This window comes from Rhodococcus sp. 06-462-5 (genome assembly GCF_002258315.1).
Lineage (GTDB): Bacteria > Actinomycetota > Actinomycetes > Mycobacteriales > Mycobacteriaceae > Rhodococcoides.
Genome location: NZ_NOYD01000048.1, coordinates 16,592 through 39,516, shown reverse-complemented (window position 1 = coordinate 39,516; position 22,925 = coordinate 16,592). Strand labels below are relative to the sequence as shown.

Sequence of the window (22,925 nt, the reverse complement as noted above, 5' to 3'; positions counted from 1 at the left end):
ACATCGGATCAAGGCACGAACAACACACCCAAGCCGGGGATGAGAGCATTCGACGCATCGGGATTCTCGCGGTCGTGGGTCACCGTCACGAATACCGGACCCGCACCCGTCCGAGCCGTCACCTCGGTCGGCAGGCGGTAGGCCTGCGAACCACCCTGATTGGCCGGCTGCGTCCGATCGATCTCGTCGTTCCAGTGCCGCAAGCCTGCGGAACCCGCCTCACCGGTGGACAGGTTGCGCCAATTGACCGTCAGGTGCCGGTAGTTGAACTGGTAGTAGTACGGCCGGATGTCGGCGGCCGAGAAACGCACCTCACCCGGCTTCTCGCCGACCACCGCGCGAATCGGGATGGTCTGAATAAGTCCGCCGGGAACGCCCGCAGGGACGAATTCCGGCCCGGTGACGACCGGAACCAGCAACTCGGACGTCGTGGGCGCGGCCGTGGCCGTGCCTACGCCCGCACCCAGGACCAGCGGTACCGAAACCGCAATTGCCGCTGCGGCCCGTCGTATCGATCGCTGCATCGTGAAACCTTCCGTCGGGATCCAATCAGGGAACGAGCACCACGCCCGCGCCGGGGAGAAGAGTGTCGAGGTACGGCGAGCCCCACTGACCGCCGTTCGAGTAGTCCTTGGTGTGTGTCACTGTCACCACCACAGGACCCGGTCCGGTGTTCGCGACTACCTCGAGGGGCAGATCTTCCCGTCCGTAGGGTCCGCTCGGCGACGGTGTCGGATCGTCCTGCCAATGCCGCAGATCGGCGGCTCCCGTCGCCCCTGTCGCCAGGTTTCGCCAGTTCAGGTTCAAGTACCTGTACGGATACTGATCGGCGAACGGCGCAATGGTCGATGCCGAGAAGCGCGCGACACCGGGCTCGCCGCCCACGGTGGCCTTCATCGGAATGGTCTGGAACAAACCTCCGGGCACGGCACCTGGGGCGATCTGGAAGCCGGTGACCACCGGAATCAGGAGCAGCGTGGTCTGCGGAGCTGCCACGGCCGTTCCCGTACCGATGCCGAGCATCAGGGGAATTGTCAGTGCGATCGATACGACCGCTCGCCGCAATGAGTTTCGCATACAGCACGCCTTTCGATCATGTCGCACAACGAGATACCGAATTATTCGTGACATCGAATGAAGAACTCCAGGTTGAACCTGAAACATCAAGTGGTTCTTCAGTCTTTACCGAACCCACCCTCGCAGTCATAGCGACAAAAGGACCACTCGTATACCGATTCGTGATGGGGTCGTGACACGAAAGACGTTAACAGACCACTTGGCCCGTTCGATTCAATGGTCAGAGGTGATGCACTCTGCAGCCACCGGTGAGGACGAACGAATGAGGCAAGTCCGCAACATCGTGGCCATGTGCGCACTGATCACCGCTACCACTCTGGCGACCACCGCCTGCAGCTCCGACGAGCCGGCGAGCACCCCACCGACTCCGGCCACCAGCGCAGCGGCTGCTCCGTCCGCAAACGGGTACTCCGACTCCGATGGTGGTAGCGGCTCGGACGGAGTCGCACAGGCTCCCGACGTCGTCACCCCAGCACAAGCAACACCCACCGCCGAGGGCACAGCAGCCGTGCCGCCCGCCCCGAACCGCGACGACGTCAACGTCGATGCACGCGATTTCGAGCAAGCCGGCGGACAGTATTTCTTTCAGTCCCCCAGCGGGAACGTGTTCTGCGGATTCAGCTCCTCAAATGCGCCCGGGACCATCGTGGGCTGCCAGGTGAGGTACTCGGTACCGGGCAACACCGGCCGAGAATGCCTCAACACGGAAAACAACACCTACGGGGTGCAGATTCGCCAGGACGGCACCGTCGAACAGATCTGCACCAATCAGGGCATCTTCGTCGGCGGACCTGAACGCCCTCGAGTCTTGGAATACGGCCAGATCATCGGAGTGACCGGCACTTTCTGTCGCTCCACCGAAGCCGGCGTCACCTGCTACGACGGCGACCGGGGCTTCATGATCTCCCGCGACGTCAACCTCGCATTCTGATGAAGGAGTTCTCGATGATCCGCACACTCGCGCTCGCCGCAGTACTCACCACAGTTGCGCTGACGGCCTGCGGAAACCAGGATCCACCCGCCGCCGACCCGGCTCCCACGACCAGCATCGCCGCGCAGATACCCGCGCCTCCCCAGGTGACCATCGCGGCACCGTCCGCGACCGGTAGCGAGGGTTCTGTCGAATCAGCCGAAGCCCCCGCCGGGACCCGTGCAACGGCTTCCGATCCCGCGAGCAACACCGCACCCATCACCCCAGTGGACCCAGCCCGATACAGCGCGTACGGCGACCAGGTCGGGTGGAAGTCGCCCTCGGGAAACATCTACTGCAAGATCGGCAACGGACCGTTCTCCTCGGGTTGCCAATCATCCAGCGCACCCGTTCCCGACGGTGCCGAGGCCGACTGTGCCCCGAACTCGACCTTCAGCGTGGACATGTTGTCAAAGGGCTTCTACCTCGAACCCGGCAAAGTGACTCCCACATGCTTCAACCAGGGAGTGTTCGGGGTCGAGAACGCGCAGCCGTTGGAATACAACACATCCATCACGTTCAATGGGATGACGTGCTTCTCGCGCGTCGAAGCGATGATCTGCGACGCCGGTGGCGGACACGGGTTCGTGTTGTCGATGCAGCAAGCGACGTCGAACTGATGGCGCGCAACAGGATTCGCACCAGTATCATTTCCGCGGCCGCCGCGTGTGCCGGACTGGTCCTCGTTGGATGTAGCAATTCGTCCGCACCGACGGACGCGATGCCGTCAGTCATTCCCACGGTGGTCGTGGGTGTCCCAACGACATCCGCCGACGCAGCAGCACAACCGTCGCCAACCCAAGCAACGAGCGGCACCGAGTCCCAATCCGGTTCTGCACCGACACCATCGATCGACTCCGCGCCGATCACTCCCGCCGACCCGGCCCGATATGCCGCGATCAACAACGAAGTCGGCTGGAAGTCGCCGTCTGGCAACATCTACTGCAAACTCGGCTCCACTGCATTCTCGTCCGGCTGCCAAGCCACGGACGCACCGGTACCCGACGGTGCCGACTGCGACAAACCGCCCTTCTCAGCGGACGAAATGAGCAAGGGCTTCTTCCTGGACCCAGGCAAGGTGACGCCGATGTGCTTCAACCAAGGCGCTTTCGGGGTCGAGAATGCTCAGCCGCTGGACTACAACACATCCATTTCGCATCTCGGCTACACCTGCTACTCCCGAGTCGAGGCGATGATCTGCGACGCGGGCAGCGGACACGGCTTCGTACTCTCGATGCAGCAGGCGACGTCCAACTGATCAACGAGCCTCATCCCGTCGAGGCTCCACGACGAAGTCGTCGAGATCGGCTCGCCGCGTCATCTCCCAATAGTCGACGATGCGCCATGGCAGCGTCGAGACCACGCGTCCGGCGTCGTTGCGGTACCAGTTGTCCATGCCTCCGTGCGACCAGATCATCTTGGCGTGCGCCTCGTCGTGCTTGCGGACGTACTCGGCCTCCACGTCGGCCTTGCACTCGATGGCTCCGATTCGCTTGTCCACCATGTCGATCAACACATCGACGATGTAGCGCACCTGACATTCGGCGATGGTGATGTAGCTGCCCCCGTGGCCCAGCACCGTTCCGGGGCCGCAGGTGATGAAGAAGTTCGGGAAGTCAGGGACGGTGATGCCGAGATACGCGTGCGCATCTTCCGGGCCCCAGATATCGCGAATGGAGTCCCCCGATCGTCCGCGCACGTCAATCGGCGTCAGCAGCTTGTGGGTCTCGAAACCCGTCGCGAGGATCACCACATCGACCTCGGTCTCCGAACCATCGCGTGCCACAACCGAGTTGGTGGTGATGGACGAGACGGCGTTGGCGACGAGGGTGACGTTGTCGCGCTTGAGCGCGGCGTACCAGCCGTTGTCGAGCAGCATCCGCTTGCCGAAGGGTGGGTAATCCGGCAGCGATTTCTCGATCAGATCCGGCCTGCCCTCGAGCTCGGCTTCGATGTAGCGCGTGAACACGCGTCGATGCGCATCGTTCACCGGGTTGATCGAGCGCGCCGGATGCTCCCACTCGGGATCGACCTGCAGCGAGCTGTGCACGCGATCGTTGAAGTTCCAGGCCAACCGTGTGCGATACCAAAGGCGATACAGCGGAACGACATCCATCAGGTAGTTGGCGTCGTCGCTCATCTCGGTGAAATAGACGTCGCTCGACGCAACCCACTGAGGCGAACGCTGGAAGACCGTGACATGCCCCACCGTCGACGCGATGGCCGGCAGCACCTGCATGGCGCTGGCCCCGGTACCGACGATGGCGACGCGCTTACCGGTCAGATCCAGATCGGCCGGCCAGTTCGCCGTGTGAAAGATCGGCCCGTCGAATGACTCCAGTCCAGGGATATTCGGCACCTTCGGCCGATTGAGCTGACCGGTAGCGGTGATCACCACGTCTGCGGTCAGCGTCTCGCCGTCGACCGTCGCGACGGTCCATCCCTGCCTCTGCGCGTCGTACTCGGCGGTCGCCACCTCGGTGTCGAAGCGAATGCGTTGCCGCAGATCGTGTTCGGACGCGACGTCGCTGAGGTACTCCCACACCTCGTCGCGCTTGCCGAAGTGCGTGCTCCAGGCCCGCGGCGCGAAGGAGTAGGAGTACAGGTGACTCGGGGTGTCGACGCCCGCACCGGGGTACGTGTTCTCGAACCATCCACCGCCGACGTCGGAGTTTTTCTCCAGTACGACGTGGCTGATGCCTGCCTCGTGCAGCTTGATGGCAGCGAGCATTCCGGAGACACCCGCACCGATCACGATGACCGACAGATCGTTCGGCGCGGCCACCGGAGTGTCCGCGGCTACGAAGCCCATGTCCTCGGCAACCATGACCCCGAACTCGGGAGGCACCTGTTCGCCGACGGCCAGGCTGATCATCTCGACGAGGTGCTCCGAGTCCGGCGAGGGCACCGCCATGGGCTCACCCTCGTGGAACGCGCAGATTGCATCGAGGGCCGCGGCACGGATGCGGTCGGCCACTGCGTCGTCGAATCCGCCCGTGTCGTTGTCGTCCATGCCCCGACTGCGCGTGGGGCGATACGGATCGGCGAGCCACGTGCGATCGCCGGTCAGTTGATAGAGCACCGCCACCAACGTGGGCAGGTTGGCCGCAGAGAGAGCCCGTGAGAGCCGGTCCCGATTAAACCCACCCACGGTTTCCGCTGCCGTTGCTGCGTCTGTGGACACCGGTACCTCCTGTTGCGCACTGCTCCATCCGACTCCGACAGCTCAACTAACCACGGTTAGGCAATTTCCCGCAAGGGATTCGCGATCTCGATATTCACAGCTTTTTGACTCTTGACAATGTGGCCCACGCCACACGATGCTTCAAGGCATTACCTAACAGCGGACAGGCGAAGGGATTCACCCATGGAACTCACCGAGGCGATGCGCACCACCGGCACCTGCAGGCGGTACCTCAGCGATCCCGTTCCCGACGAGGTGTTCAAGGCCGCGTTCGACGTCGCCCGCTTCGGCCCGCAGGGCGGCAACCGTCAGCCCGTGCGATGGATCGTCGTGCGCGACGCCGCCCGCAAGCAGGCTCTCGCCGATCTCTACCTGCCGATGTGGGACGCCTACTTCGCCGGCATCACCGGCGGAACAGTCGCCGTCGGCGCATTGCCCAAGACGGTGCAGGACGCCGACTACTTCGCCCGCCACCTCGCCGAGGTGCCCGCCATCGTGGTGGTCTGCGCCGCGCTGGACGGACTGCACCCCACCGACCACGAACTCGGCCGACTCTCCGTGGTCGGCGGCGCATCCATCTACCCGACCGTGCAGAACCTGTGCCTGAGCCTGCGCGATCAGGGCGTCGCCACCGCGGTGACGACGTTGCTGTGCCACGAGGAGGCCGCCATTCGCGAACTGCTCGGGATCCCGGACGACTACATCACCGCCGCGCACATCGCCGTCGGCTATCCCGAGAAGTCGTTCCCCCGCAAGCTCACCCGTGATCCGGTGGAGCAGATCGTTGCGGCAGAGACGTTCTCGCAGCCGATGTTCGACTCCGCTGCCCTTTCCCCTGCCCTTTAACAGCTCGAACCTTCAGGAGTCCGCCGTGCCCGGTACTGCCATCCACCACCGCTCCCCCATCGGCCGCGCCACCATCGGCGATCAACTTCGTCGTCATGCGCGGACTCAGCCGAACAAGGTCGCATTCATCAGCTACGCGGCGGACGGTACCCGCGAGGTCACGACCTACGGCGAACTCGATTCTCGCGCAAACCGGTTCGCCAACCTGCTGGTCGATCTCGGAGTGACCACGGGCGACCGCGTCGCCTCTATGGCTCGCAACAGCGTCGACGTGGTGGTCGCGTACTACGGCACGCTCAAAGCCGGAGCAGCCTTCACCGGCATCAACGTGATGTACCGCGCGGCCGAGGTGAAGCACCAGCTCGAACACGCGGAACCGACTGTGGTGGTGGCCGATCCGGCCTATGCCGAGATCATCTCCTCGGTGAAGCCGGACACCACCACCCTGGTGACATTTGGGTCCGAATACGAGACACTGACGGCGAACACCCCGTCCACCGAGCCGGACGTCGAGATGGACGAGAACGACGTCGCGATGGTCATCTACACCTCGGGAACCGAAGCGGCTCCCAAGGGCGTGATGATCCCGCACCGCAACTTCCTCATCTCCACCGCGCCCGCGTGGAGCTGGGGCCTGCGTACAGGGCCGGAGGACACCTGGCTGTTCGTCATGCCCTTTCACACCATCGCCGGACTCGGCTCGATGACGACCTTGACGCTGATGGGTGCCACGCTCGTTCTGCCGGCAACAGTCGACCCGGCGCAATCCCTGCGCATCATCGCCGCCGAGAAGATCTCCGTCATCGCCCAGACTCCGACGTTCTACCTGGCCCTGGCCCGTGACGCGCAGTTCGGCCCCGAGACCGTGAGCCAGGTCCGACGCTGCCTCACCTACGGTGGCCAGGTGTCGCCACACACGATCAGCGCGTGGGCCGGCGCCGCACCCGAGGCCATCTGGGGTACCTACTGGGGACAGTCGGAACTCTCGCAGCTCGGCTCGGTGGGCTGGTTCTCCACCCTCGACGACATTCCCGACGGCGACGCGTCGTGGATCGGCAAGCCCGTCACCCACCTCGAGATCAAGGTGGTCGACGCCGCAGGCAACGAGAGCGAGATCGGTGAATTGCTCTGCCGCACTCCGTCGGTGATGCTCGGCTACTTCAAGGACCCCGAACGCACAGCCGAGGTGTTCCGGGACGGCTGGGTGCACACCGGCGACATGGTCCGTATCGACGCCGACGGCAACCTGTTCTTCTACGATCGGATGAAGGACATGATCAAGTCGGGAGGGATGAACGTGTCGTCGCAGGAAGTGGAACGCACCATCCACACGCACCCGGACGTGTTACGCGCCGCCGTCGTCGGAGTACCCGACCCGTACTGGTCCGAGGCCGTGACGGCCTTCGTCATCGCACGTGACGGTGTGACCGCCGACCCGGCCGCGATCATCGAGTACTGCCGCACCGAGTTGGCGTCGTACAAGGCCCCGAAGTCGGTACACATCGTGGCCGAACTGCCCGTCGACCCGCAGGGCAAGATCCTCAAGCGTGAACTGCGACTGCTGGCGGCGGTCGAGGAAACCGTATGACGCAGCCACATTCACCGCAGCCGGCTGATGTGAGTCCCCTTCCCCGCCAGCTCCGCACCCGCCAACGACGAGACGACATCGTCGCCAATGCCGCCAATATCTTTGCGCGTGAGGGCTACTCGAACGTGGGGATGCGCGACATCGCCGACGCCGTCGGTATCAAGGGTGCCAGCCTCTACCACCACTTTCCGTCCAAGGAGGACATCCTCTTCGCGATCTGTCTGACGGTCACGCAGGAACCGGCCGAGGAGAACCTGCCGCTGCTCGACGCGGCCGGAACCCCCACCGAGCGCCTGTCGTCTCTGGTGCGCGCGCACCTGGTGCATCTGAACCGGCGACGGGTCGAGTACATCGTCGGCCTGCACGAGTTGGCCTCACTCACCCCTGAGCACCGCACCGTCATCGAGGACTACCGCCGCCAGTACCAACGACGCGTCCGCGACGTGATCACCGCCGGAATGCGCAGCGGTGAATTCACCGTCCCGGACGCGCGACTGGCGTCGTTCGCCTTGACCGACATGCTCAACGGCATCAGCAACTGGTTCCACGACGGCGGCGAGCTGAGCATCGAGGACGTCGCCGACGGATACGTCGAACTGGCTGTCCACCGCATTCTGGGTGCAGCACATGGCGATTGACGGTCACTGCGACGCACGCTTCACCGCGGTACGAGACGCGTTGAGCGCCAACCTCGACAGCGGTGCAGAACTGGGCGCATCCATCGTGGTCGACATCGACGGCCACACCGCCGTCGACCTGTGGGGCGGCCATCGCGACACCGAACGTCGCTTGCCGTGGGAGTCGGACACGATCACCAACGTGTGGTCGACGACGAAAATGGTGACGTGTCTGGCGGCATTGATGCTGATCGACCGTGGGTTGGTCGATCCCGATGCGCCGGTGGCGTCGTACTGGCCCGAGTTCGCGGCCGCAGGTAAGGACGACATCGCGATCCGGAACCTGTTGTCGCACACCTCCGGGGTCTCGGGCTGGGACCGACCGTTCAGCGAAGAGGACCTGTACGACTGGGAACTCTCCACCTCGCGGCTGGCGGCGCAGGCACCGTGGTGGGATTCGCGGACCACCTCGGGTTATCACGCGGCCAGCCAGGGCCACCTGATCGGGGAAGTCGTCCGCCGTGTCACCGGAACATCGTTGCGGCAGTTCGTGGCCGAGGAGGTCGCCGGCCCCCTCGGTGCCGACTTCCAGATCGGTGCCGCCGAGACCGACTGGGATCGGATCGCCGACGTCGTACCGCCAACACCGCCGACCGATGATGGCGTGCCAGATCCGACCATGGTGCGTCGCAGGACCTTTCTCGGACCGTTGGTGCAGGCCTCGTCGGCGAACACCGCGGCGTGGCGCGCCGCGGACATGGGCGCACTGAACGGGCACGGCAATGCCCGATCGGTCGCGAGAATCCTGTCCGTCATCTCCCGAGGCGGAACCGTGGACGGCGTACGACTGCTGAGCCCGGAGACAATCGACACGATCTTCGAGGAGCAATCCGACGGGGTCGATCTGGCCCTGAGCATTCCGTTGCGCTTCGGTCTGGGTTTCGCTCTGCCACAGCCCGAATCGATGCCCTACATCCCCGACGGCAAGGTCTGCTTCTGGGGCGGCTGGGGCGGATCGCTGACCGTTCTGCACCCGGACTCGAAGCTGACCATCTCCTACGTGATGAACCGAATGGGTCCCGGAATCATCGGCTCCGACCGAGCCGAGCAGTACGTGCGCGCAACCTACGAGGGACTGGCCGCCGCAACTTCACGATGAGGTCATTCCGTTCAGCCCGCCAACAGAGCATTCGGCACATCCTATGCAGCAGCCTCCAGGTACAAAGGTCGTACGGAGCAGGCAAGTAATTGTCGTTGTCCGCCACTAAAATCATCACCTACTGAACAGGTGACGAGATCGACCTCGTTGCGGTGAGAGGGGTACGACGATGGCTGATTTGATATCCACGACGACACGGGGGCTGTTTAGAGACCTGGCGACAGCGAGCACCATCGGCATCATCAGGACGGCGTTTCAAGATGAAGGCTTTCCTCCCGACCCAGATTGTCAGTACGTCGACAGCAGCGAACGCCGCACCTGCGCCCAGGAGTACATGTCCAGCGTCAGGTGGTCTGACTACAGCAACGTACAGAAGGCCCTCCGTGCCATGGAACGAATAGTCGGCGATTTTGAAGGGGAGTACACGGAAAAGTTCTGGAAGTCGCTCGCTCGTGATGGCTTCACCTACAACGTCGAAACGGGGGCTATCGAGTCGACAACTCGTACGTTCCCGTCTCAGTCGCTCTCCAATCTTACTGACGCGTCAGCCATCGAAGCGCATCTAGATCGCATTCAACGTGCACTACCGGGAGATCCTGAGCAGGTAATCGGGAGTGCCAAGGAACTGATCGAAAGCACTGCCAAGGTAGTACTCGATGCGCAGAAGATCGCATACACGAGAGACGATTCGATCAAAGCTCTCATCAATCGGTCGCAGGAGTCTCTTGGTCTCGCAGCATCTGGTGTGGCAAGTGGACCGGACAACGCCGCCAGCGTGAAGCGGATACTCGGCGGTGCTTCCTCAGTGGCCATCGGAGTGGCAGAACTCCGCAACACTCATGGGACCGGCCACGGTGAAGCAACAAGGAAGTCGGGGCTGGGAGAACGTCACGCATCCCTTGCATTCAACGCTGCGTTCATGTGGTGCCAGCTGATGCTCGACACACTCGAAGACCCCGCAGCACCATGGCGGAAAGTGCAGAAGCAATCCGCTTAGACTCCGCCCATGCCGCACAATCTTACTTCCATGACGGTTCAGGAACTCCTCAGTCTATGGGCAGGGACGATGACAGAGCTCCAGGCGCGAGACATCCTGCGGACGAACAACAACCCGGTGGGGGACCTCGCAGAAGCCATTGTTCATGAACACTTCGGCGGAACGCGGGGATCGTTTGCCCAGAAGGGGTGGGACGTTCTGACGGACAGCGGCGAACGCGTCCAAGTCAAGGGAGTCCGACAAGCAGGAACTCGTACTCGACGGAATGTGAGCCCGATCCGAGACGACGAATACGATTCGGTGGTGATCGTTATGTTCGACGCGGACTTCCAACTTACAAATACGATACGGATGAACCGCGAAGTAGTGGAGGAGCTCTTCTCGGTGAGGACATACGTCAATGGGCGCATCATTACGCTGACAGACAGGCTGCTAACCCACCCGGAAGTGCAGCAGTTGGATATGACTGAGGCTTACCAACGCGTGAGTCGCCCGCGCGGTTTATCGGAACTTGGCTAGTCGATGGTCGAACTCGTGAAGTTCCACGCCGTACTGATCAGCCCACGCTCGCGCATCCAGACTGTAGCCATTCGCCGAGAAGAAGAGCGCCACCTTGTTCAGAGAGCAGGAGACCCCGTATAAACGCTGTTAATCTGGTCTGCCGACTGGAGACCTAGTGTGCTTCACCTGCGCTACTGCGGTTGTAGATCAATATCTATCCAACCATCCGCGCCAGGGGCCGTCGTTCTTGCGTCCGGGTAACCGTTCGCAATCATGTACTGCTTTGCCAGAGTCTCAAGCTCTTGCCAAGTGAAAACGGGGCTTTTTGCTGCGTTTTCGTCAAAGAATTAACGAACATTCGTGACGCGGTTATAGACGCGGTCTATTGCGCCGTCAACCAAGTCGGCAGCCTTGGACTTCACGGCGTTACGGATCTCGACTAACTTTTCGGAACGTCCTGAATGCCCGACAATTCCTAGATGACGAGAAGTTCGAAGCTGACAACATCAAGGCTGATGCAAAGGCGGAAGGTCAAAAGACTGCCCAGGAAGTCGCCGAGTTCATTGCATGGCCCAAATCATCCACTTCATCACAGGCGACGTTGGGACGCAACGCAATGCAACACACGAAACCGCCCGATGAAGGCGGTGTTTACTTGGAGTCAGACTCCCCCTCGGCATTCTCTTTTTCGGTCTGTTGCTTTCGGATCACTTCCTGTTCAGCAACCTCCTCTTCGTATTTGTAGATCAAGCTTTCCATAAAACCCGTCTGTTCCATGATTGTCTTCTTATGCTCTGAATATGGTTGGATCTCTGTGACTTTATTCGCTATGGCAGGAAGACCGTCCAAATCGCGTACGGCGTTAACAAGCGCCTGCCGTTTTGAATAGTATTCAAGCCTGTTTTCGGCATTAACCTCTTCGTGCCATATTGGCATTACCATAATATAGGCATGTGCGATGAGCGCTTTCCCGGCATCGGCCACAGATGCAGGGGCGTGCATTTCGGGGTCTCCAATGGCTTCTGAGAGGTTTTGAACAAGGCCTGGTATCTCGCGTATCGCTTCACGCATCGGCTTCTTGTAGGTCCTAGTCTCTTGCTTTAAAGCCCATGCTGCGATCTTGCCAGTCTCTTTTAGTACTGTGTCGGCCCACTCTCTCGCGGTCCTGTTGATTTCTCTCTTCTGGTCTGCAGCATTCTTCTGCGCTTGCAGGGATTTATTACCAAACCAACTTATGGCAACACCAAGAATCGTGAATACTCCGGCAATTAGTGGGATCGCCCATCCCGGCAAGTCAGGCATCGGTGTGTTGATAATGACATCGGGCGGAGTGATGATTATCGGTGATGGGTCTGGGACTGCCTCGGTTGGGACTGCGGGAACGCCGCTTGGCGGCGGCTGGTTCAGAAGGATCACCGCGAGATCATATCGGCCAGCTTGCTAGGCGCCGAGACCGTTCGTGCAGTTCGTCGAGCCGATTCTCACTGCTTCACGCGTGAGCGCATCCACTGGGTCGAGCTTGGGCACCTTCACTCCGATGGTGTCCGAGTCGATAGTCGATCCAACCGGGATGCCATGAGCCGACACCAGATAGGTGACGATGCTCGTGTTCGTCGGAGAGTAGATGCAGCTCGACGCCCCGCCACCCACGTTTACCTTCCTAGCCGTCGAGGTTTCGTTGTCAATTCACCCCGTTTCATCGAAGACGAACATTCGTTGGAATGCAACACATCCATCTCGTTCAACGGCTACAGCTGTTACTCACGTGTCGAGGCCATGATCTGCGACGCGGGCGACGGACACGGGTTTGTGCTGTCAATGCAGCACGCGACCTGGAACTGACCCGGCGGGTCAGGCAGTCATGAAATCCCGGAGCACGGGAAGTCTCGACGCCGAGCGATTCGCGAGCGTGGGCACGCAACCCAGCAGCCCCTTGGTGTACGGATGCGTCGCGGTCGCGACGATCTCCGCGGACGCCTTCTGCTCCACCAACTCACCCCGGTACATAACCAGCATCGTGTCGGAGAACTCGAGGCACAGCTTGATGTCGTGACTGACGATGAGCAGCGCAGTCCCCTGCTCCTGGGTCAGGTTCTGCAGCAGCTCCATCGTTCCGCGAGCAAGAGATGCATCGAGCGCGCTGGTCGGCTCGTCGGCAATCAGCAGTCGCGGAGACCCGCACAAAGCCAGAGCCGTCATCACCCGTTGCCGCATTCCGCCGGACAACTCGTACGGCCGACTCCGCATCACCCGCTTCGTGTCGGACAGCCCGACCTTGTTCAGCCAGTACGCGGTCGTATCCGCACGCTCACGCCTGCCCTTGATTCCCGCTCCCGCGAGCACGTGCTTGAACTGGCCCCCGATGGTCCACACCGGATCGAGTGCCGTCATGGCGTCCTGAAACACCATCGCAATTCCGTCGGTGCGCCGTGGCACGCTGCGACCGGTCTCCGGCCGGGCCGGGCTACCCTCGAATTCGAGACGCGTCGATTCGACTGTTGCGCCCGCCGATACGTCGAGCAATCCCGCGATCGTCATGGCCAAGGTCGACTTCCCCGAACCCGATTCACCCACCAGAGCAACTCGCTCACCGGGTGCAATCTCGAACGATGCCTTCCTCACCGCGACCACCGCAGAGTCACCGGTTCCGTACGTCACAGTGAGATCCTCGACACCGAGAACCGGCCGGTCGGTTACCAGCGAGTAGTCATCGGTGTCATGATCGCGCCTGGAAAGCGAAAGCGATTCTCGCTCTGCGGTTGTCGTCATAGGAAACTCCTGCCGATACGCCGTCGATTTGAGTACGGTGTCCATGGTCGCGGCACGGTGTTTCCCAGAGCCGCGTCGGCGGTAAACAGCGCATTACGCAGTACATGCGCCGCGCCCATACGTCCCTGAGCAGGTATTTGTTCGTAATTTTCTTCGTTAAGGCCGCAGCGCTGACAACGGGTCGAACGCCGGTGTCCGATATGCTCGTAGTCATCATCGGTGATCTCGACGCTGCGGCCACCTCGGATCTCCCATGCGCATCCCCGAAAGGCGATGACAGATGACTCGCCCCTTCTTCGACGACCAATCCGGATCCGTTGCCGCCCATCTACGCAGACAGGCCGACGAGCAACGCGCCAGATACATTCGCGCGCAATCGAACCGCGGCGAGAAGTCCGTGACCTCCCCCCGCCGTGTGTACGAACTGATCCGCTCGGGAATCCGCCGCGGCACGATGCCGCACGACGAGGTTCTCTCCGAGCAGCATCTCATCGAAACGTTGGGAGCGACGAGAAATGCTGTGCGCAAGGCACTTCAGATGCTCGCCGACGATGGCGTCGTGCTGCGGGCGCGTCGAGCTGGGACGTCGATCGCTCACGACATCGTGGCCGTACGCGACGGCGAAGTGGGCCCGAGAGCGTGGGCGGGCATGCCGGATGCAGGCCGACTCACGGTGGAGACACTGGAATGCAGACGCATCACTGCACCTGCGGTCATTCAGGAGTTCATCGGTAGCGACGTGGAGTCGGTGATTCTGCTCGAACAGATCGGCCGGATGAACGCAAAACCGCTCTACCTCCGTGTCGGCTACTGCATCACGGACTTCGAGGTCGACGAATTCATCCAGCGCGTCGAGAGCAACCACGGCGAGTATCCACCCATCGCCGTGGCCCACCACCGAATCTTCGGAACCACCTACGGCGGAAGCAGCTCCGTCGTCGAGGCCATCTCCTGCCAGGAACGGGCGGCCGAGCTGCTCGAGATGCAGGTAGGATCACCGGTATTGTTGCGCGAGTTGATCACTCGCGATACCGCTGGCCGTCCGTCCGAGCTCAGTTTCACTCACTTCCGAGCCGATCGAGTGGCCATCATCGGGTCTACGGTCACTGCCGGTACCACCACCCTGAACTGACACCAGGGGGTCGTGCGAATACCGACCCCCTGGTGTCGATCAGTCAGAAGTCCAGCAGATTGTCGCGGAACTGCGTGTGTGCATACGTGTCTCGAACCAATCCTCGACGACGCAAGGCCGGAACCAAACCGTCGGTCACCTCGGTGTAGTACCGACGCCCGAGCCTACCGGTCATCAGGAAACCGTCTCCGCCGACAGCATCGATGACCTCCTCCATCTGCCCTGCCACGGTGTCGGGAGTACCCACCAGCGGAACCGAGGTGATCGACCACGTGGCAGCCAACTGGCGCAACGTCTTCGGAGTTCCGTCCTCGTTGAACTTGCTGCTGCCCGAACCCGCGAGGAAGTCCGCGAGCGTCGTGCGGTGCCCGTTGGTCGTCAGATCCGGCGGCGGTGCATCGATGTCCATCGTCGACAGATCGTTGCCGGTCACCGCGGAAATGTGCGCCAACGCAGCGTGCACACGCCCATCGGTCGCCTCACGGGACCGCGCATCCAGTTCGCGAGCCTCGCTGTCGGTTTCGCCCAGTACCGGGGAGACGATGTAGAGAATTTTGATCGAATCCGGATCGCGGCCTGCGTCCGACGCCATCGCCCGAACGTCGTCGCGATAGGCCTTCATCGCCTCGATGCCCTGAGCCTGGCAGATGATGGTGTCGGCATTGCGAGCGGCAAATGCGCGTCCGCGCGGTGATCCACCGGCCTGACAGATCACGGGCCTGCCCTGGGGCATCGGCAGCGTGTTGAGCGGGCCGCGCGTGCGGTGGAACTTGCCGACGTAATTCGCGTCGTGCACCTTGGTGTGGTCGGCGTAGGTGTTGGTCGTTCGGTCCATCACCAGTGCGTCCGGTTCCCACGACTTCCAGAGCGCATCGACTGCCTCGACGAATTCCTCTGCCCGCTCGTACCGTTCGTCGTGCGGGGGCAGTGCGTCCATGCCGAAGTTCTGTGCGGCGCGGTCCTCGCTCGACGTCACCACGTTCCACCCGACCCGTCCGTGGGACATGTGATCGAGAGTCGACACCACCCGTGCCAGCAGGTACGGCGGGTAGAAGCTGGTGGACATCGTGGTCACGATCCCGAGCCTCGACGTTGCCGCGGCCAACATCGGCACCAGTGCGACCGGATCGTGCTTGGGCGCGTACTGCGCCTTCGCCAGATCGAACTCCGTGGTGCCGCCGTAGATGTCGGACACCATGGACGAGTCCTCGAGCATCAGATAGTCGAATCCTGCACGCTCGAGCGCCTGGGCCATCTCGACGTGGAACCGCCCGTCGGCCCAGGAATCGGAATCGGATCCGGTCCAGTGCGAGCTCCACACCGGTGGACGAAAGCTGGTGAACCAGCCCAGATGCATGCGCGGTGTACTCATCGCACACCTGCCAGGTGCTCGCGGAGATTGCGACCGCGGTATCCGGTGCCTGCGACGCCCCGTCGTGCGAGTTCGGGCATCAGCCCGTCGCACACGTCATCGACGTACCGACGATTGAGCACTCCGCCGCCGCCCCCGAAGAACAGGAAGCCGTCCCCGCCGACTTCGTCGATGACACTCTCCATCTCGTCTGCCACCGCGGCCGGTGTGCCGACCAGTCGCAAGGATTCCGTCCGTTCCGTGGCCACGGTCTCGCGAATCGACCTGCCGTTCGCCCATTTCCGCAGGTTGTCCAGAATGCTGGTGCTCCCCTCGGTCTTCAGGTCGTCCGGAATCGGTTGGTCAACATCGAATGTCGAGAAGTCGATGTCCCCGGACAGCATGATCAGCCGGCGTGCGATGGCGGCATCGGTCGCCTCGTAGTAGCGCTCGGCCTTGCGCTTCGCGTCGTCCTCGGTCTCCCCCAGAATCGGCGTCACCATGTAGAGAACCTTGATGTCGTCGGGGTTGCGTCCGAATTCTGCGGCACGGGCCCGCACCGTGTTTCGGTACTCGCGCATTGCGTCTCGCCCCTTCGGCGCGGCGACAACAAGATCGGCGACTCGCGCCGCGAGATCGATCCCGGACTTCGACGCTCCCGCTTGGCACAGCACCGGCTTGCCCTGCGGACTCGGCAGGGTGTTGAGCGGGCCGCGGACCGAGAAGTGCTCGCCGACGTGATCGATGGTTCTGACCTTGGTGTGGTCCACGTAGGACTCGAGGCCGGGGCCGATCGGGGATGCGGCATCGGCGTCCCAGGACGCCCACAGCTGATTCGCGACGTCGACGAATTCCTCGGCGATCTCGTACCTGGCATCGTGGGTCGGCAGCGTGTCCTTGCCGAAGTTCTGTGCCGCTCGGTCCCCGGTCGAGGTGACGATGTTCCACCCCATCCGTCCGCGACTGAGGTGGTCGAGGGTCGACAGCAGCCGGGTGAGCAAGAACGGCGGGTAGAAACTCGTGGACGCGGTGACGACGATACCGATTCGGTCGGTCTCGTACGCCAGGCGCGAGGCCAGTGCCATCGGGTCGTGCTTCGGTGCCCGGGGCGTCCATTTCAGTTCGGACTCGAACGTGCCGCCGTAGATATCGGTCAGCGCGGTCGAATCCTCCAGCATCACGAAGTCGATTCCCGCTCGCTCGAGCGCGCGCACGACGTCGACAGCGAAAGTTCCGTCGGCCCAGTCTGTTCCACCGGTTCCGGCATAGGGTCCGGTCCAGTCGGGGACGAGGTAGTTGGTGAACCAACCGAGAGTGAACGGTTGTGACATCGGTCCTCTTTTCCAAAGTGGTGGTCGTGAATGGTCGGGGCAGGGACGGCGGATTCCTCGGTGACGACCACCTTCGATTCGGGGGTCGACACGGCGACGGTCCGCCACGGCCGAAGTGCCAGTAGGACGGCCAACGCCGCGACGGGGATGCAGGCGGTGAAGGCGAGAGAGTAGGACGCCTGAGCGACGACGGCACCGGCGACGAGCGGGCCGAGCATGGTGCCGACATCGAACGTGACCTGGTACACCGCAATGGGACTGCCGCCTCGCCCCGCCAGCACGTCGCCGACGGTCGCAGCGCTCGCCACCATGGCGCACGTGCCGCCCACTCCCCACAGCACCATCGTCAGCACCAGGATCGGCAGAGTCGGAACGAGGGCGAGAACGACGATCCCGACCAGAATCAGACCGGATCCGAAGGCCAGCATGGGCCGTCGACCCCAGCTGTCGACGAGTTTGCCCGCAGGTTTGACGACGACGATCTGCACGACGGCGCCGACGACGAGAACCAACCCCGAGACGAAGGGGCTGCCGCCGATCACCGTCGCGACGAACAGCGGGATGAGGGTGAACCGCACCCCGTTGCCGACCCAGCCGTTGGCGAAGTTCGACGCGATCGACGCACGGAATCCACGGTGGCCGAGCGCACTTCGCAGCGTCATCGGCTCCGGTCGTGTTGTCGTATCGTGCACGACACCGTTTACGGCGTCCTTCTTGTCACTGGATCGGAACGCGAACCAGACGACGGCGACCCCGACGATCAGCGTCAGTGCGTGGGTGAGGAACGGGGCCCGAAGCGAGACGAGAGCGACCGCACCGCCGATCACCGGGCCCAGTACCCCGCCGATGAGGAAGCCGGACTGGAAGACGGACGCGGTTCTGCCTCCGGTTTCCGGGCTGCTGTAGCGGAAGAGCAGCTGCTGCCCGGCCACGGTGAACATCGCTGTTCCGACGCCGCCGACGGCCCGGAGCAACAACAGTGACAGAAACGTCGGAGCGAATGCTGCTGCCAGCGAGGATGTTGCGGCCAGCAGCAGTCCCGCGGTGAGGATCGTGCGTTCGTCGAACCTCATCAGCAGACGGGATGCACCGAACGAGGCCAACACTCGGGTGAACGCGTAGATGCTCACCACCGACGAGGCCGCCAGATCGGACACCCCGAAGTCTCTGGCGAAGACCGGAATGACCGGAGCCACAACGCCGTAGCCGAGACCGATGCACACGTTGACGAAGGCCAACGCGTACACCGGGCCCGGTACCACCGAGTCTCTGCGTAGCAACCGCATCAGAAGGACATGAGATTCTCACGAAACATGTCGTGCTCGTATTCGGTACGGACGAGGCCGCGTCGTTGCAACGCGGGGACGAGGCCTTCGGTGATCTCGCCGACGTAGCGTCGGCCGATGCTTCCGGTGATCAGGAATCCGTCGCCACCGACGAAGTCCATCGTCTCGCCCATCTGCTCGGCAACGGAATCGGGGGTGCCGACGTAGTGCACGTTCTTCATGGACCAGCCCAGTGCCGCCTTGCGCGGCGTATTCCCGTAGGACAGGAAGTCGCCGAGCGTCGTCCGGTGTCCGTTGGTGGAGAGTTCGGGGAACTCCTCGTCCAGTTCGTACGTCGACAGATCGATTTCGGTCAGCGCCGAAATATGGCCCAGCGCCGACTCGATGCGTGAATCGACATCGGCGGTCATGCGCTCCACCTTGGCGCGCGCGTCGGATTCGGTATCCGCCAGCACGGGCTGGGTGATGAACATGATCTTGCAGCTGTCCGGATCGCGGCCCTCCTTCTCCATCCGCATTCTGATGTCGTCGCGGAACGCCTTCATCGCGGCCGGGTCCTTGGCCGCGCTGAGGATGGTTTCCGCGTTGCGGGCGGCGAATTCGCGACCCCGCGGTGATCCGCCGGCCTGACAGATCACCGGTTCGCCCTGCGGTGAACGCGGCAGGTTCAGCGGTCCACGGGATGCGTGGTACTTGCCGCGAAAGTTCGTGACATGGACCTTCGTGTGATCGACATACGTGCCGGTGTCCCGGTCGAGGACCATTGCGTCCTCCTCCCACGAAGCCCACAACTGCTTGACGAGATCGACGAACTCGTCGGCGCGCTCGTACCGTTGGTCGTGTTCGGCCAGCTTGTCCATGCCGTAGTTCTGCGCGGCGCGGTCCTCGCTGGACGTCACGACGTTCCAGCCGACGCGCCCGCCGCTGAGGTGATCGAGAGTGGAGAACCTGCGCGCGAGCAACCACGGCGGGTAGAAGGACGTCGAACACGTCGCGATGATGCCGATGTGCTTCGTCGAGGCGGTCAACATCGGAACCAGCGTCACGGGATCGTGTTTGGGCGCATACAGTCCGTACTTCAGGTCCACCCTCGACGTCTGCTCGAAGGCGTCGGAGACCATCGACGAATCCTCGAGCATGATGTAGTCGAAGCAGGCTCGCTCGAGTGAACGCGCGAAGTCGACGTGCAATTCGCCGTTGGCCCACGTCCTGCCTTCGTCGCCGGCCCAGGTGGTGTTCCACGGCGGGTTGGAGAAGTTGGTGAACCACCCCAGATGAAATTTGGTCATGCCGTGCTCCTTGCTCTCGATGTGGGTAGATCACTGCTGTGCAGCCGAGACAGCTCGGCAGGTTCCTTCGGGTGGATTCCGCGCAGGCCCGACGCCACGCTCGCCAGTAGCGCTGCGAATGCCATGGCGGCCACGGCGATGACGAATCCCGTTGTCAACGAATCGGATCCGCCGTCCGGCAACATGTCGCTGTCGCCGGAGTACACCAACTCGCGCAGCGCAGGCGGAAGTGCAGACACTGCGAGCACCAGGGCGAGCGCTGTGCTGAGGGTGACTGCAGTGTTGTCGAGGGACACCCGAAGTCCGTTCGCCATTCCCGAACGGTTCGGTGCCACGCCCACGTTGATCGCCGACGCATTGGCCGTCTTGAAGATCCCACCACTGAGACCGAGGGCGAACAGCAGGGCAACGATGGGAACGTCCTGGGCCGGCCCCGCGATGTGCAGGGCGAGTACCGACAGCACCGCTGCGGTGCCGAGCGTGGACACCGTCGTCAACGTCCGCGTCGATACCCGCGTGGCCAGCGTGCCCGCGATCGGCGACATCACCGTGGTGCCGACGGCGAGTGCGGTGATCTGCAATCCCGCGTCGATGGGACTCGAGCCCACAACACTCTGCAGGTAAAGCGACATGGTCACGGCCACCGCACCTTCCGCCATCGTCACCAGGAACGATGCGGTGTAGGCACTGCCTCGGAATCTGTCCGCCAGCAGTTTCGGATCCACGATCGGATCTGCGGCTCGCTTCTCCCACCACCAGAACAGCGGCACAGCGACCACGACGCACGCGAGCGGTACCACCGACTGCCACGCTCCGAAACCGTCACTGCCACCACGATTCACCCCGTAGACCAGGCCGCCGAGGATGACCATCGAGCCCAGCGCACCGGCGTAGTCCAGGGCTGCCCCGGCCGTCGGACGTGGTGTGCGGCGCAGGGTGATCCATGCCCAGACCGTCCCGACAACGCCGAGCGGAACCACGATTCCGAACACCCCACGCCACCCGACGGTTTCGGTCAGAACGCCACCGAGCAACGGTCCGACAGAGATGGCGAGCGACATGATCGTGATGTTCCAGCCGATACCGATCGAGAGCTTCTGCGGCTCGAACGCCTCGACGAGCAGCGCAGTGGTGTTGGTGATCACCGCCGCCGCGCCGATGCCCTGCACGACGCGTAAGCCGATCACGATGTCGGGGTCCGTCGCCGACGCGATCACCGCGGCACTGACGGTCAGACAGGCCAAGCCTGCGAGATACACCGGTCGGCGTCCGACGAGATCGGCGAGCTTGCCGAGCACCAGAATGAACACTGCCGTGGTGAGCAGGTACGCGAGCATGAACCAATCGGTTTGCGCTGCAGAGGCTCCGAGTCCCGCGCTCATGTCCGGTAGAGCGACGGGGAGCATCGACACCGATACGAACGTGATGCTCATCCCGAGTCCGGTGACCGACAGCACGCGCCAGGGATACGAGTCGGGTCGCACCTGCGTCGACGGGCCGACCCCTGCAGCGACGATCAGAAGTCCATCAGGTTGTCGCGGAACAGTTCGTGCGCATATCCGTCACGAATCAGTCCACGCTTACGCAGTTCGGGCGCAAGACCATCGGCGATCTCACTGATGTACCGCCGGTTCACGCTTCCTGCGATGAGGAACCCGTCACCGCCGACCTCGGCCGCGATGTCACCCATCTGCTCCGCCACCGCGTCTGCTGTGCCGATCAGTTGCACGGACTTCCTGATGTCCGAGCTCGCCGCCTCGCGCAGTGTCATCCCGGTGGTGTTGGCACCGATCAGGGCCATCGTTCCCCGGCCCGCATTGGTCTCGACGGTGGGAATCGGCGCGTCCAGATCGAATTTCGAGAAGTCGATACCGCTCGCATACGACATCGAGGCCAGATTGACGTCGATGTTGTTGCGGAAGCCGTCGAGGATCCGCTCGTTCTTGTCCTGCGCTTCTTGCTGAGTCTCACCGAGTACCGGGCTGACGATGAACATGATCTTGCACGAATCCGGGTCCCGCCCCTCCACGATCATGCGGGCACGGACGTCATCGCGGTACGTCTTCATGGCCTCGACGCTCTCGACCTGAGCCAGAATGGTTTCGGCGTGTTTGGCTGCGAAACCGCGGCCTGCAGGAGAACCGCCGGCCTGGCAGATCACCGGTCGGCCCTGCGGCGTCGGAGTGGTGTTCAGCGGCCCGCGCGAAGAGTGGTACTTGCCCTTGAAGTCGATGTTGTGGACCTTGGCGAAATCCGCGAAGACGCCCGCTTCTCGGTCCAGGCGCACTGCGTCCGGCTCCCACGAGGACCACAGTTGCTTGACGAGGTCGATCCACTCGTCGGCCATCTCGTACCGGTGGTCGTGCTCGAACATTTCCTCGTAGCCGAAGTTCTGTGCCGTGCGCACGTTGTGCGAGGTCACCAGATTGACCCCGGCGCGCCCGTTACTGAGGTGGTCGAGCGTGGCTGCGGTGCGGGCCGCCATGTACGGCGGATGGAACGACGTCGTCATCGTGGCGATGAGGCCGAGACGCTCGGTGTGCTGACTCAGAATGGGAAGCAACGAGTTCGGGTCCTGCTTGGGCACCGACCGCGCATTGGCCAGCCACCACTCGGACGAACCACCGAACGAGTCCGGGACGAACGAACCGTCCTCGAACATGATGTAGTCGAATCCGGCACGTTCGAGCGATCGAGTCATGTCGATGTACAGCTCGGGGTGGTTCCATTCGGTGCCGCCCTCCCCCGACCACATCTGGTTCCACGACTGCACCTGCCAGCTCAAGAACCAACCAAGGTGGAACATGTCTTCTCCTCTTGTGTCGAGA

General features: G+C 62.8%; 20 protein-coding genes and 1 pseudogene. 10 read left to right on the top strand and 11 right to left on the bottom strand.

Annotated features, from left to right (window positions below; translation table 11 throughout):
- Positions 1-8 precede the first annotated feature (8 nt).
- The gene (locus CH251_RS21485; protein WP_094614981.1) at positions 9-524 is read right to left on the bottom strand and encodes a hypothetical protein; all 516 of its coding nucleotides are present in this window, start codon (positions 522-524) and stop codon (positions 9-11) included.
- A 25-nt stretch (positions 525-549) separates the two neighbouring features.
- Positions 550-1,077 carry a hypothetical protein gene (locus CH251_RS21480; protein WP_256979220.1) on the bottom strand — a complete coding sequence of 176 codons (528 nt, stop codon included), beginning with the start codon at positions 1,075-1,077 and terminating at the stop codon, positions 550-552.
- A gap of 262 nt (positions 1,078-1,339) precedes the next feature.
- Between CH251_RS21480 and CH251_RS21475 the strand changes: the two genes are divergently transcribed.
- The 3 genes from CH251_RS21475 (at position 1,340) to CH251_RS21465 (ending at position 3,305) form a co-directional block, all read left to right on the top strand.
- A complete protein-coding gene (locus tag CH251_RS21475) occupies positions 1,340-2,008 on the top strand; it encodes a hypothetical protein (protein ID WP_094615041.1) in 669 nt (222 codons plus the stop codon).
- A gap of 14 nt (positions 2,009-2,022) precedes the next feature.
- The gene (locus CH251_RS21470) at positions 2,023-2,667 is read left to right on the top strand and encodes a hypothetical protein (RefSeq protein WP_143537879.1); all 645 of its coding nucleotides are present in this window, start codon (positions 2,023-2,025) and stop codon (positions 2,665-2,667) included.
- Positions 2,668-2,768: 101 nt separating this feature from the next.
- On the top strand, positions 2,769-3,305 hold the full coding sequence (locus CH251_RS21465) for a hypothetical protein (RefSeq protein WP_143537880.1): 537 nt from the start codon (positions 2,769-2,771) through the stop codon (positions 3,303-3,305).
- On the opposite strand, the gene CH251_RS21460 is transcribed toward CH251_RS21465, so the two are convergent.
- Positions 3,306-5,231 carry an NAD(P)/FAD-dependent oxidoreductase gene (locus CH251_RS21460; protein WP_179273529.1) on the bottom strand — a complete coding sequence of 642 codons (1,926 nt, stop codon included), beginning with the start codon at positions 5,229-5,231 and terminating at the stop codon, positions 3,306-3,308.
- A 183-nt stretch (positions 5,232-5,414) separates the two neighbouring features.
- Between CH251_RS21460 and CH251_RS21455 the strand changes: the two genes are divergently transcribed.
- The 6 genes from CH251_RS21455 to CH251_RS21430 all read left to right on the top strand — a co-directional run bounded on the left by CH251_RS21455 (position 5,415) and on the right by CH251_RS21430 (position 10,957).
- On the top strand, positions 5,415-6,077 hold the full coding sequence (locus tag CH251_RS21455; RefSeq protein WP_094614978.1) for a nitroreductase family protein: 663 nt from the start codon (positions 5,415-5,417) through the stop codon (positions 6,075-6,077).
- A 25-nt stretch (positions 6,078-6,102) separates the two neighbouring features.
- Complete coding sequence (locus tag CH251_RS21450) at positions 6,103-7,665, top strand: class I adenylate-forming enzyme family protein (RefSeq protein ID WP_094614977.1); 1,563 nt, start codon at positions 6,103-6,105, stop codon at positions 7,663-7,665.
- Positions 7,662-8,303, top strand: coding sequence for a TetR/AcrR family transcriptional regulator (locus CH251_RS21445; protein ID WP_094614976.1), 642 nt, complete (start codon positions 7,662-7,664; stop codon positions 8,301-8,303). Before CH251_RS21450 ends, CH251_RS21445 begins: the two co-directional genes overlap by 4 nt.
- Positions 8,293-9,441 carry a serine hydrolase gene (locus tag CH251_RS21440; RefSeq protein ID WP_094614975.1) on the top strand — a complete coding sequence of 383 codons (1,149 nt, stop codon included), beginning with the start codon at positions 8,293-8,295 and terminating at the stop codon, positions 9,439-9,441. Before CH251_RS21445 ends, CH251_RS21440 begins: the two co-directional genes overlap by 11 nt.
- Before the next feature lie 169 nt (positions 9,442-9,610).
- Entirely contained in the window at positions 9,611-10,438 is an 828-nt protein-coding gene (locus CH251_RS21435) for an abortive infection family protein (RefSeq protein ID WP_094614974.1), read from the top strand.
- A gap of 9 nt (positions 10,439-10,447) precedes the next feature.
- On the top strand, positions 10,448-10,957 hold the full coding sequence (locus CH251_RS21430) for a hypothetical protein (RefSeq protein WP_094717053.1): 510 nt from the start codon (positions 10,448-10,450) through the stop codon (positions 10,955-10,957).
- Between the two features lie 633 nt (positions 10,958-11,590).
- Here CH251_RS21430 and CH251_RS21425 read toward each other — a convergent pair.
- Positions 11,591-12,355 (bottom strand): hypothetical protein, encoded by a 765-nt coding sequence (locus tag CH251_RS21425; RefSeq protein ID WP_143537881.1) that lies wholly within the window; start codon positions 12,353-12,355, stop codon positions 11,591-11,593.
- A 435-nt stretch (positions 12,356-12,790) separates the two neighbouring features.
- Positions 12,791-13,708, bottom strand: a complete 918-nt coding sequence (locus CH251_RS21415) for an ABC transporter ATP-binding protein (RefSeq protein ID WP_094614970.1) — start codon at positions 13,706-13,708, stop codon at positions 12,791-12,793.
- A gap of 280 nt (positions 13,709-13,988) precedes the next feature.
- Between CH251_RS21415 and CH251_RS21410 the strand changes: the two genes are divergently transcribed.
- Positions 13,989-14,840 carry a GntR family transcriptional regulator gene (locus CH251_RS21410; RefSeq protein ID WP_094614969.1) on the top strand — a complete coding sequence of 284 codons (852 nt, stop codon included), beginning with the start codon at positions 13,989-13,991 and terminating at the stop codon, positions 14,838-14,840.
- Positions 14,841-14,883: 43 nt separating this feature from the next.
- Here CH251_RS21410 and CH251_RS21405 read toward each other — a convergent pair whose 3' ends face one another.
- The 6 genes and pseudogenes from CH251_RS21405 to CH251_RS21380 all read right to left on the bottom strand — a co-directional run bounded on the left by CH251_RS21405 (position 14,884) and on the right by CH251_RS21380 (position 22,903).
- Positions 14,884-16,212 carry an NtaA/DmoA family FMN-dependent monooxygenase gene (locus CH251_RS21405; protein WP_094614968.1) on the bottom strand — a complete coding sequence of 443 codons (1,329 nt, stop codon included), beginning with the start codon at positions 16,210-16,212 and terminating at the stop codon, positions 14,884-14,886.
- On the bottom strand, positions 16,209-17,522 hold the full coding sequence (locus CH251_RS21400; RefSeq protein WP_094614967.1) for an NtaA/DmoA family FMN-dependent monooxygenase: 1,314 nt from the start codon (positions 17,520-17,522) through the stop codon (positions 16,209-16,211). Before CH251_RS21400 ends, CH251_RS21405 begins: the two co-directional genes overlap by 4 nt.
- A gap of 107 nt (positions 17,523-17,629) precedes the next feature.
- Positions 17,630-18,808 (bottom strand): annotated as a pseudogene (locus CH251_RS27990) (MFS transporter); the annotation flags it as partial.
- Complete coding sequence (locus tag CH251_RS21390; RefSeq protein WP_037171260.1) at positions 18,808-20,097, bottom strand: NtaA/DmoA family FMN-dependent monooxygenase; 1,290 nt, start codon at positions 20,095-20,097, stop codon at positions 18,808-18,810. The gene CH251_RS21390 and the pseudogene CH251_RS27990, both read right to left, overlap by 1 nt.
- On the bottom strand, positions 20,094-21,554 hold the full coding sequence (locus tag CH251_RS21385; protein WP_143537882.1) for an MFS transporter: 1,461 nt from the start codon (positions 21,552-21,554) through the stop codon (positions 20,094-20,096). The genes CH251_RS21390 and CH251_RS21385 overlap by 4 nt, the downstream gene beginning before the upstream one ends.
- 59 nt (positions 21,555-21,613) lie before the next feature.
- Positions 21,614-22,903, bottom strand: coding sequence for an NtaA/DmoA family FMN-dependent monooxygenase (locus tag CH251_RS21380; protein WP_037171255.1), 1,290 nt, complete (start codon positions 22,901-22,903; stop codon positions 21,614-21,616).
- Positions 22,904-22,925: the final 22 nt, after the last annotated feature.